Genomic DNA, 8,752 nt, shown 5'->3' with positions numbered 1-8,752 from the left:
GTCAAGGAAATGGAGACGAACTGCCGTCTAGCCGCCGAACTCAACCCGGCGTTGTGTTCGTGTCCTCCGACGATGCCTGCTTCACACGCTCCTACGATGTCGTCATGGCCAACGGGGCGATGCACTAGGTCGAGGATTGGAAGGCGATCGCCACCCGGCTGGCTGAGGCAGCCGGTACCTGGCTGCTCATTAATTGCCAGCCGATCGTTCGCCGCGTCCCGAGCTACGTGGTCGTTCAGCGCCTCCGCAACCAAGGCTACCGGGGCGACTTCTACTCGCATGTCCTCAATCGCGACGAGCTGGTCGCGCATTTCAAGGGCTGTGGTTTTGCTCTCGAGCGCGAGATGATGTCGTGGGGTGTCGTGCCCTACAAGGGTGCGCCGGAATCCACGCCGGGTGGCGGATTTCTGTTCAAGCGGCGCTGACGGTGGTCGATCGTGGTTGCGTTGGAGCATCTGTCGATTCGCTCGGCAAGCGACCTGACGGTCCTTGCGGATGAGTGGAAAGCCTTGGCACGGCGCTGCCCGGGTTATCTGCTGTCGCAGACACATCGATGGGCCGAGGTCGCCTGGGAGATGATCGCCCAGCCGCGCCGCCGCAAGCTGGCGGGCGTTGCCTTGCGCTCCGCGGGGCAGCTGGTTGCGGTTTGGCCGCTGATCACCTATCGCGAGCTGGGCGCCCGGATCGTCCGACCGCTCGGCTCGGAAGCAACCGAATATTGCGTGCCGCTCGTCGAGCCGGGAGCGGATTGCGACGCCTGGTTGTCGGCACTTTGGCAGGCGGCCGTTCGCCACGCCGACATCGTCATGCTGCCCTTTCTGCCCACAGGCTCGCCCTTGGATGTGCTGCTCCAGCGGGAGCACCTACAGCGCATTGCGACTGCGACGTCCCGCGCCATCTGGGTTGCGCACGGCGACTATCCGGACTGGAAAAGCTACTGTCGTCGGTCAGCGCGCAGCACCGTGCCGAGCTGCGGCGCAAAGCGGCGCCGACTCGCCGACCACGGCACCGTAGGATTCTCGGAGCTCGGCAATAGCAGGCGGCAGAGCTGATCGACTGGATTTTCGACCACAAGAGGCGCTGGCTCGGGCGACGCAATCTTGAGAACGAATGGCTGCGGCGCTCTGACTATCGCGAGTTCCTGGTCGAGCTCGCCTCGAGTCCGCTGCCGCTCGGCCGCGTCAGCCTGTTCGTTCTCGCGCTCGATGGCGTCCCCGTTGCGGCGCAGCTCAACAGCGTCGATGGCACGCGCGTCGAATCCCTCATCGCGACCTACGACGACCGTTACAGTCGCTTTTCGGTCGGCAACATCGTCAACGAAGAATGCCTGTGCTGGGCCCTGGAACGCGGGCTCGACTTCGATTTCCGGCTGGGCGACCAATCCTTCAAGTTAGTCTGGGCGAAGCGGCAGCGGGACATCGTGTCGGTCCAGGTCCTGACGGGCGTCCGCGGCTGGCCACTGTTTGCCTTCCTGCACGCCAGGGCCGCGGCCGAACGAGTCCGTTTCAAGCTCGGGTTGGGACGCTTCGTTCGAGGACGCCTGCGCGACAGGTCTGGTCAGCCCGCCAGCACGGAGCGGTAGAGCGGACGGTCGATGTTGCCGCCGCTCAGGACAAGCGCCACCCGCTTGCCCTTCATGTGCTCGCGCTCCTGCATCAGGGCGGCCAGCGCCGCCGCGCCGGCGCCCTCGGTGAGCTGGTGGGTATCCTCGAAGTAGGCGCGCATCGCCGCAGCGATCTCGGCGTCGCTCACCTGAACGATGCGGTCGGCGCCCTTCAGGATCTCCGCCAGCGCCTCCTCGTTCGGGCCGCGCACGGCCATGCCGTCGGCCATGGTGTCGGCGCTGTTGGTCGGCACGATCTTGCCGGCCGCGAACGACAGCGCATAGGCCGGCGCCTCGGTCGAGACCACGCCGACCACCCTGGTCGCTGGGCTGAGCACATCGCGCATGGCGATGGTGCCGCAGATGCCCGAGCCGAGGCCGATCGGCACATAGACCGTGTCGAGCGGCGGCGCGGTGCGGAACAGTTCGTGGGCGTAGGTCGCCACGCCGCACACCAGGTCGCGATGGAACGATGGCACCACGTCGAGGCCGCGCTCGGCGGCCAGCCGGACGGCGACGTCGCGGGCGGCATCGAAATCATGGCCGGCCTCGACCAGCTCGGCGCCGAAGGCGCGCATGGCGGCATTCTTCTCGACCGAATTGCCGAGCGGCACCACGATGGTGGCGGGAATGCCGACGCGGGCCGCCGCGAGCGCGATGCTCTGGCCGTGATTGCCGCGCGTGGCGCTGATCACGCCTTTCGACCCCGGCGCCTCGCGTCGCAGCCGGTCCATGTAGACCAGCCCGCCGCGCACCTTGAAGGCGCCGATCGGCGTGTGATTTTCGTGCTTCACCCAGGTCTCGCAACCGGTGCGCCGCGCCAGCAGTGGCCAGGCATATTGCGCAGTGGGCGGCATGGCAGCGTAGACGATTGCGGCGGCGCGCTCGATTTCGGCTAGAGACAACATGGCGTCACTTTGGGCTAGGATACGTCGAGTTCCAACCGGAGTTCCCGATGCCCGTTTTGCCGCGTTCCCTCGAGATCCAGGGCGAGATTGCCGCCATCCGCCGCGACATCCACGCCCATCCCGAGCTCGCCTACGAGGAGACGAGGACCTCCGACATCGTCGCCGCCAAGCTCCAGGAGTGGGGGCTCGAGGTGACGCGCGGCCTCGGCCGGACCGGGCTGGTCGGCACCCTGCGCAAGGGCAACTCGCCGAAGGCGATCGGCCTGCGCGCCGACATGGACTGCCTGCCGATGGAGGAGGCCAACGCGTTCGAGCACCGCTCGCGCAATCCCGGCCGCATGCATGCCTGCGGCCATGATGGCCATACCGCCATGCTGCTCGGCGCGGCCAAGGTGCTGAGCGAAACCCGCGCGTTCGAGGGCGCCGTGCACTTCATCTTCCAGCCCGCCGAGGAAGGCGGCGGCGGGGCGCGCGAGATGATCGCCGACGGGCTGTTCGAGAAGTTTCCGTGCGATGCCGTGTTCGCCATCCACAACAAGCCCGGGGTCCCGCTCGGCCACATCGTCACCCGGAGCGGCCCGCTGCTGGCCGCGGCCGATCGCTGGGACATTCGCATTACCGGCAAGGGCGGCCATGCCGCCCATCCCCATCTCACCGCCGATCCGATGGTGGTCGGCGCCAACATCGTGCTGGCGCTGCAAACCATCGTCAGCCGCAATATCGACCCGATCGATGCGACCGTCGTCACGGTGGGCTTCTTCAAGGCCGGCTCGGCCTATAACGTGATTCCGGGCGACGTCCATATCGGCGGCACGACCCGCACGACGACGCCGGAGAACCGCGCGCTGGTGCAGCGGCGCATCGAGGAGATCTGCCGGGGCGCCGAGCAGATGCACCGCGTCAAGATCGAGATCGAGCACAAGCCGGGCTATCCGCCGACCATCAACAATGCCGAGCAGGCGCGCTTCGCCATCGACGTTGCGGCCGGCGTGTGCGGCGAGCATGCGGTGGCGGGCAACACGCGCCCGAGCATGGGTTCGGAGGATTTCTCCTACATGCTGGAGCGTGTGCCGGGCGCCATGGTGTGGCTCGGCAACGGCGGCGGGCCGGAGGCGGCCGGACTGCACAACGCGCGCTACGACTTCAACGACCTCGCCATCCCGTTCGGCGTCAGCTTCTTCGTGCGCACCGCCGAGCGCTTCCTCGAGGAACGGCCGGCGTGACCAGGCGTCAGGTCATGTTCTTCCGGACCGCGGGCGTCCCGCCCGCTCATGCTCCTTTTGGACCGCGGGCGTCTCGCCCGCTCATGATCATCATCCTGAGTATGAGCGAGCGGGACGCTCGCAGTCCGGAAGACATGATCATGAATCATGATCATGAGCGGGCGGGACGCCCGCGGTCCGGAAGAACATGACGGCCTGATCCCATGGAATTCTTCCGCGTCTACAGCCGGGTCATCGGGCTCCTCCGGGCCGAACGCGGGCTGGCGATTGCCCTGGCGTTCGCCAACGTCGCCGTGGCCGGCCTGCAGTTCTACGAGCCAGTGCTGTTCGGCAAGGTCGTCGACCTCCTGAGCACGGCCCGCGACAAGACCGCCGACCAGCTGTGGGACGATGCCCGCCAGCTCCTCGTGGTGTGGGCAGCCGTCGGGCTGGGCGGCATCGTCGCCAACATCGTGGTGTCGCTGCAGGCCGACCGCATGGCACATCGCCGGCGGCTGGGCGCCATGGCGACCTTCTTCGAGCACGTGCTGGTGCTGCCCTTCGCCTTCCACCACGGCCAGCACTCCGGCCGGCTGCTCAAGGTGATGCTGACCGGCGTCGACCATCTGTTCGGCATCTGGCTGTCGTTCTTCCGCGAGAACCTCGCCACCTTCGTCGCCCTGTTCGTCCTGCTGCCGCTCAGCCTGTTCATGAACTGGCGTCTCGGCTCGCTGCTGATCGTGCTGATCCTGTTCTTCGCCGCGGCCAACGCCTGGGTGGTGAGCAAGACCGACCGCCTGCAGGAGGCTGTCGAGAATTACCACAGTGAGCTCGCCAGCCGCGCCGGTGATGCGCTGGGCAATATCCATCTCATCCAGAGCTTCGTCCGGCTCGCCGCCGAGACCGGCGAGATGAACCGCATCATCCGCGAGACCCTTGCAGCGCAGTTTCCGGTGCTGAACTGGTGGGCATTGCTCTCGGTCCTGACGCGCGTCGCCTCGACTGTCACGGTGATCCTGATCTTCGTGCTCGGCACCTGGCTCTATGTCCGCGGCGAGGCGAGTGTCGGCGAGATCGTAAGCTTCATGGGCTTCGCAACCCTGCTGATCAGCCGTATGGACCAGGCCTCGGGCTTCGTCAGCCGCATCTTCTTCCAGATGCCGGCGCTGGCCGATTTCTTCCGCGTCATCGATTCGCAATCGACCGTCCCGGACAACCCGCGCGGCATCGACATCGGCCGCGCCAAGGGCAACGTCGCGTTCGAGGACATCAACTTCTCCTACGATGGCAAGCGGCCGGCCCTGGTGCATTTCTCGCTCGACGTGCCGGCCGGGACGACGGTGGCGTTCGTCGGGCCGACGGGGGCCGGCAAGAGCACGGCGCTGTCGCTGCTCCATCGTATGTGGGACGCCCAGTCCGGCGTCATCCGGGTCGACGGCGTCGACCATCGCGACATCAAGCTCGAATCGTTGCGCCGCAATATCGGGGTGGTGTTCCAGGACAGCACGATGTTCTACCGCTCGATCGCCGACAATCTGCTCATCGGCAAGCCTGACGCCACCCAGGCCGAGCTCGAGGAGGCGGCGCGGCTGGCCGAGGCGCACGACTTCATCATGCGCCAGCCGCAGGGTTACGAGACCATGGTGGGCGAGCGCGGCACCACCCTGTCGGGCGGCGAGCGCCAGCGGCTGGCGATCGCCCGCGCCCTGCTCAAGGACCCGCCGATCCTGATCCTCGACGAGGCCACCAGCGCGCTCGATTCGGTGACCGAGGCGCGCATCCAGAAGGCGCTCAAGACGTTGATGCAGGGCCGTACGACCTTCATTATCGCCCATCGCCTGTCGACCATCCGCGACGCCGACCTGATCGTGGTGCTGGAGCACGGGCGGATCGCCGAGCAGGGCAGCTACCGCGACCTGATCGCCCGCAACGGCACCTTCGCCCGGCTCGTTGCCACCCAGCAGGCTGGCATAGAATCTGCCTGATATCCCCTTGGCGGGCGCGGTCGGCCCGCCTAATAGTCGCCGCTCGGGGGAACTTCACGAGGGATGATGAAGATGAGCAGAATCGCCAACTGGCTGGGCACGGCGGCGGCCGCCGCGGTGCTGGCGCTGAGCCTGCCGGCCGCGGCGCAGACGCCGATCAAGTTCACGCTCGACTGGGTGTTCCAGGGGCCGACCTCGCCGTTCCTCGTGGCCCTGGAGAAGGGCTACTACAAGGCCGAGGGGCTCGACGTCACCATGGACCCCGGCCAGGGCTCGGCCGGCGCCGTGCAGCGCGTCGCCACCGGCGCCTACCAGATCGGCTTCGCCGACGTGAACGCGACCATCGAGTACAACGCCAAGAACCCCGGCAAGGAAGTGCTGTGTGTCTTCATGGCGTACGATTTCGCGCCGTTCGGCGTCTATGCCCTGAAGAAGAGCGGCATCAAGGGGCCGAAAGGTCTCGAGGGGAAGAAGCTCGGCGCGCCGGTGTTCGATGCCAGCTTCCGCCTGTTCCCGGCCTTCGCCAAGATCAACGGCATCTCCAAATGGGAGCACGTCAACCTGACGCCGCAGCTGCGCGAGCAGAGCTTGGTGCAGGGCACGGTCGACTTCATCTCCGGCCACTACTTCTCGTCGATGCTCGACCTCAAGGCGCGCGGCGTGAAGTTCGACGACATCGTCGCCATGCGCTACGTCGATTTCGGCATGGACGTCTACGGCAATGGCATCGTGATCTCGCCCGACATGGCCAAGGACGAGAAGGCGGTGAAGGGCTTCATCGCCGCCACGCTCAAGGGCTGGAAGGACGTGATCGCCGACAACAAGCTCGGCATCGCCGCCGCCAAGAAGCGCGATCCCCTGATCAACGAGGCGCTGGAGACCGAGCGGCTGCAGATCTCGCTGCAGACCAACATCCTGACGCCCTACGTCAAGGCCAACGGCATGGGCGACGTCGACCCGGCGCGCTTCGCCCGTTCGGTCAAGCTGGTCTCCGAGGCGTTCGGCCTGCCGGCCGCCCCGGCTCCCGACAAGGTGTTCACCAACAAGTACCTGCCGCCGAAAGCCGATCGGATGATCGCGAAGTAGGAAGGCGTGAGGGTCGGCACATTCGAGTTCTCCTCCGGCCCCGCCGGGGAGGTGTCGCCATCATACGGCGACCGAAGGGTCATGACTCAAATGGACCGCGGGCGTCTCGCCCGCGCCTCGCAATAGCGGGCGAGACGCCCCCGGTCCAGTAGAACCAAGTTCCCACAGCCCCAATAGACGGGGTACCACCACACCGAGGCGCGGGTGGAAGGTACGAATGTCACGAAGATGGTAAGGGCCCCCTGATGCCGTTCGTCGAGCTGAAGGGCGTCAGTCTCACCTATCGCCTGGGCAAGGAGACGACGCTGGCGCTGGCCGACGCGACGCTCGGAATCGACCAGGGCGAGTTCATCGCCGTGGTCGGCCCGTCGGGCTGCGGCAAGTCGACCATCATGAAGCTCGTCACCGGCCTGCTGCCCGCGACGGGCGGCGAGGTCCGGGTGGCGGGCGAGAAGGTGGCCGGGCCGGTCAAGGGCGTCGGCATGGCGTTCCAGAACCCGACGCTGATGCCCTGGCGCACCACCATGCGCAATATCCTGCTGCCGCTCGAGGTGGTCGAGCCGCACAAGCGTCGGTTCCGCAGTCATCGCGCCGAATACGAGGAGCGCGCCATGGCGCTGCTGCGCATCGTTGGCCTCGCCGATTTTGCCGAGAAGTACCCCTGGCAGCTCTCCGGCGGCATGCAGCAGCGCTCGAACCTGTGCCGGGCGCTGATCCACGAGCCCGGCCTGCTGATGCTCGACGAGCCGTTCGGCGCGCTCGATGCCTTCACCCGGGAGGAGCTGTGGGGCGTCATGCAAGCCTTGTGGCTCGAGAAGAAGTTCACGGGCGTGCTGGTGACGCACGATCTGCGCGAGGCCGTCTATCTCGCCGATACGGTCTACGTCATGAGCCGCCGGCCGGGCCGCATCGTGCTCTCCAGGAAGATCGACATCCCGCGGCCGCGCACGCTGGCGACCACCTTCGAGCCGCACTTCGTCGACCTGGTCCACGAGCTGCGTGATCGCATTCACCAGGAGCATGCACCGTGACCGATCTGCGGCGCGAGGCGCTGCGCATCGCCATGCCGTGGCTGGTCACGCTCGGCCTGCTGGTGATCTGGGAGCTCGCCTGCATTGTCTTCGAGGTCCCCGAGATCATCCTGCCCAGGCCGAGCAAGATTTTCGTCGTGTTCTACCAGCGCTTCGGCATTCTGATGGCCTATTGCTGGGACACGCTGTGGACCACCGTCGTCGGCTTCCTGCTGGCGATCGCCGGCGGGCTCATGCTGGGGCTGGCGGTCGGGGCGTCACCGTTCGTCTATTCCGGCCTCTATCCGCTGCTGATCGCCTTCAACGCCATTCCCAAGGTGGCGCTGGTGCCGATCCTGATGATCTGGGTTGGCGTCGGCTCACTGCCCGCCGTCATCACCGCGTTCGTGATCAGTTTCTTCCCGATCGTGGTCAATGTGGCGACGGGCCTCGCCACCATCGAGCCGGAGATGCGCGACGTCCTGCGCAGCCTGGGCGCCACCCGCCTCGAGATCCTGACCAAGGTCGGCATCCCACGCGCCATGCCCTACCTGTTCGCCAGCCTCAAGGTGGCAATCACCCTGGCCTTCATCGGCTCGGTCATTTCCGAGACTGTGGGTGGCAACAACGGCATCGGCTTCCTCATGCTGTCGGCCAGCGCCCGCAACGATGCGCCGACGACCTTCGCCGGACTGTTCGCCATCGCCATCATGGGTGTGCTGATGTACGCCGTGTGCGCCCTGGTCGAGAAACGCATGACCCGCTGGGCCTTCCGCGGCGAGCTGGTGAGCTGAGGCTCATCTCCTCCCCAGCTTCGCTGGGGAGGAGAGTGAAGAGCGCATCCTTCGCCTACAGCACCGCCTCGGCCACCACGCGCAGCGAGTCGATCGTGACGCCGCTCAGCAGCAGCGAGCCGACGTCGTCGCGCCTGGCGGCCTCCTTCCAGGCCTGCAGGCGG

Annotated in this window: 9 protein-coding genes; 7 read left to right on the top strand and 2 right to left on the bottom strand. The window is 66.7% G+C overall.

Annotated elements, in window-relative coordinates; all coding sequences use genetic code 11:
• Positions 1 to 455: hypothetical protein (locus tag AB7O82_RS14760; RefSeq protein ID WP_428619672.1), on the bottom strand; the 455-nt coding region annotated here is incomplete at its 3' end.
• Between AB7O82_RS14760 and AB7O82_RS14755 the strand changes: the two genes are divergently transcribed.
• Both AB7O82_RS14755 and AB7O82_RS14750 read left to right on the top strand, forming a co-directional pair.
• On the top strand, positions 438 to 1,052 hold the full coding sequence (locus AB7O82_RS14755; protein ID WP_428619670.1) for a hypothetical protein: 615 nt from the start codon (positions 438 to 440) through the stop codon (positions 1,050 to 1,052). The two genes, AB7O82_RS14760 and AB7O82_RS14755, sit on opposite strands and share 18 nt — an antisense overlap.
• Positions 1,049 to 1,582 carry a GNAT family N-acetyltransferase gene (locus AB7O82_RS14750; RefSeq protein ID WP_428619694.1) on the top strand — a complete coding sequence of 178 codons (534 nt, stop codon included), beginning with the start codon at positions 1,049 to 1,051 and terminating at the stop codon, positions 1,580 to 1,582. The genes AB7O82_RS14755 and AB7O82_RS14750 overlap by 4 nt, the downstream gene beginning before the upstream one ends.
• Here the strand turns inward: AB7O82_RS14750 and AB7O82_RS14745 are convergent.
• Entirely contained in the window at positions 1,558 to 2,511 is a 954-nt protein-coding gene (locus AB7O82_RS14745; RefSeq protein WP_428619668.1) for a threonine dehydratase, read from the bottom strand. The genes AB7O82_RS14750 and AB7O82_RS14745 overlap by 25 nt on opposite strands.
• A 47-nt stretch (positions 2,512 to 2,558) precedes the next feature.
• On the opposite strand from AB7O82_RS14745, the gene AB7O82_RS14740 reads away from it, so the two are divergent.
• From AB7O82_RS14740 to AB7O82_RS14720, 5 genes are all read left to right on the top strand, one after another.
• The gene (locus tag AB7O82_RS14740) at positions 2,559 to 3,734 is read left to right on the top strand and encodes a M20 aminoacylase family protein (RefSeq protein WP_428555246.1); all 1,176 of its coding nucleotides are present in this window, start codon (positions 2,559 to 2,561) and stop codon (positions 3,732 to 3,734) included.
• Between the two features lie 203 nt (positions 3,735 to 3,937).
• A complete protein-coding gene (locus AB7O82_RS14735) occupies positions 3,938 to 5,698 on the top strand; it encodes a glucan ABC transporter ATP-binding protein/ permease (protein ID WP_428555249.1) in 1,761 nt (586 codons plus the stop codon).
• A gap of 72 nt (positions 5,699 to 5,770) precedes the next feature.
• Positions 5,771 to 6,784: an ABC transporter substrate-binding protein gene (locus AB7O82_RS14730; protein WP_428619667.1), complete on the top strand. Its 1,014-nt coding sequence runs from the start codon at positions 5,771 to 5,773 to the stop codon at positions 6,782 to 6,784.
• Positions 6,785 to 7,029: 245 nt separating this feature from the next.
• Complete coding sequence (locus AB7O82_RS14725; protein ID WP_428619665.1) at positions 7,030 to 7,815, top strand: ABC transporter ATP-binding protein; 786 nt, start codon at positions 7,030 to 7,032, stop codon at positions 7,813 to 7,815.
• A complete protein-coding gene (locus AB7O82_RS14720; protein ID WP_428619663.1) occupies positions 7,812 to 8,588 on the top strand; it encodes an ABC transporter permease in 777 nt (258 codons plus the stop codon). The genes AB7O82_RS14725 and AB7O82_RS14720 overlap by 4 nt, the downstream gene beginning before the upstream one ends.
• Positions 8,589 to 8,752: the final 164 nt, after the last annotated feature.

Source organism: Reyranella sp. (assembly GCF_050185545.1).
Taxonomy (GTDB): domain Bacteria; phylum Pseudomonadota; class Alphaproteobacteria; order Reyranellales; family Reyranellaceae; genus Reyranella.
Note: the sequence above shows the minus strand (reverse complement) of the source record. Positions and strands in the feature narration are given on the sequence as shown.

What these genes read in the sequence shown, in the direction of transcription:
- AB7O82_RS14745 (WP_428619668.1), bottom strand. Translation starts at nt 2,511, where the DNA reads ATGTTGTCTCTAGCCGAAATCGAGCGCGCCGCCGCAATCGTCTACGCT.
- AB7O82_RS14740 (WP_428555246.1), top strand. Translation starts at nt 2,559, where the DNA reads ATGCCCGTTTTGCCGCGTTCCCTCGAGATCCAGGGCGAGATTGCCGCC.
- AB7O82_RS14735 (WP_428555249.1), top strand. Translation starts at nt 3,938, where the DNA reads ATGGAATTCTTCCGCGTCTACAGCCGGGTCATCGGGCTCCTCCGGGCC.
- AB7O82_RS14730 (WP_428619667.1), top strand. Translation starts at nt 5,771, where the DNA reads ATGAGCAGAATCGCCAACTGGCTGGGCACGGCGGCGGCCGCCGCGGTG.
- AB7O82_RS14725 (WP_428619665.1), top strand. Translation starts at nt 7,030, where the DNA reads ATGCCGTTCGTCGAGCTGAAGGGCGTCAGTCTCACCTATCGCCTGGGC.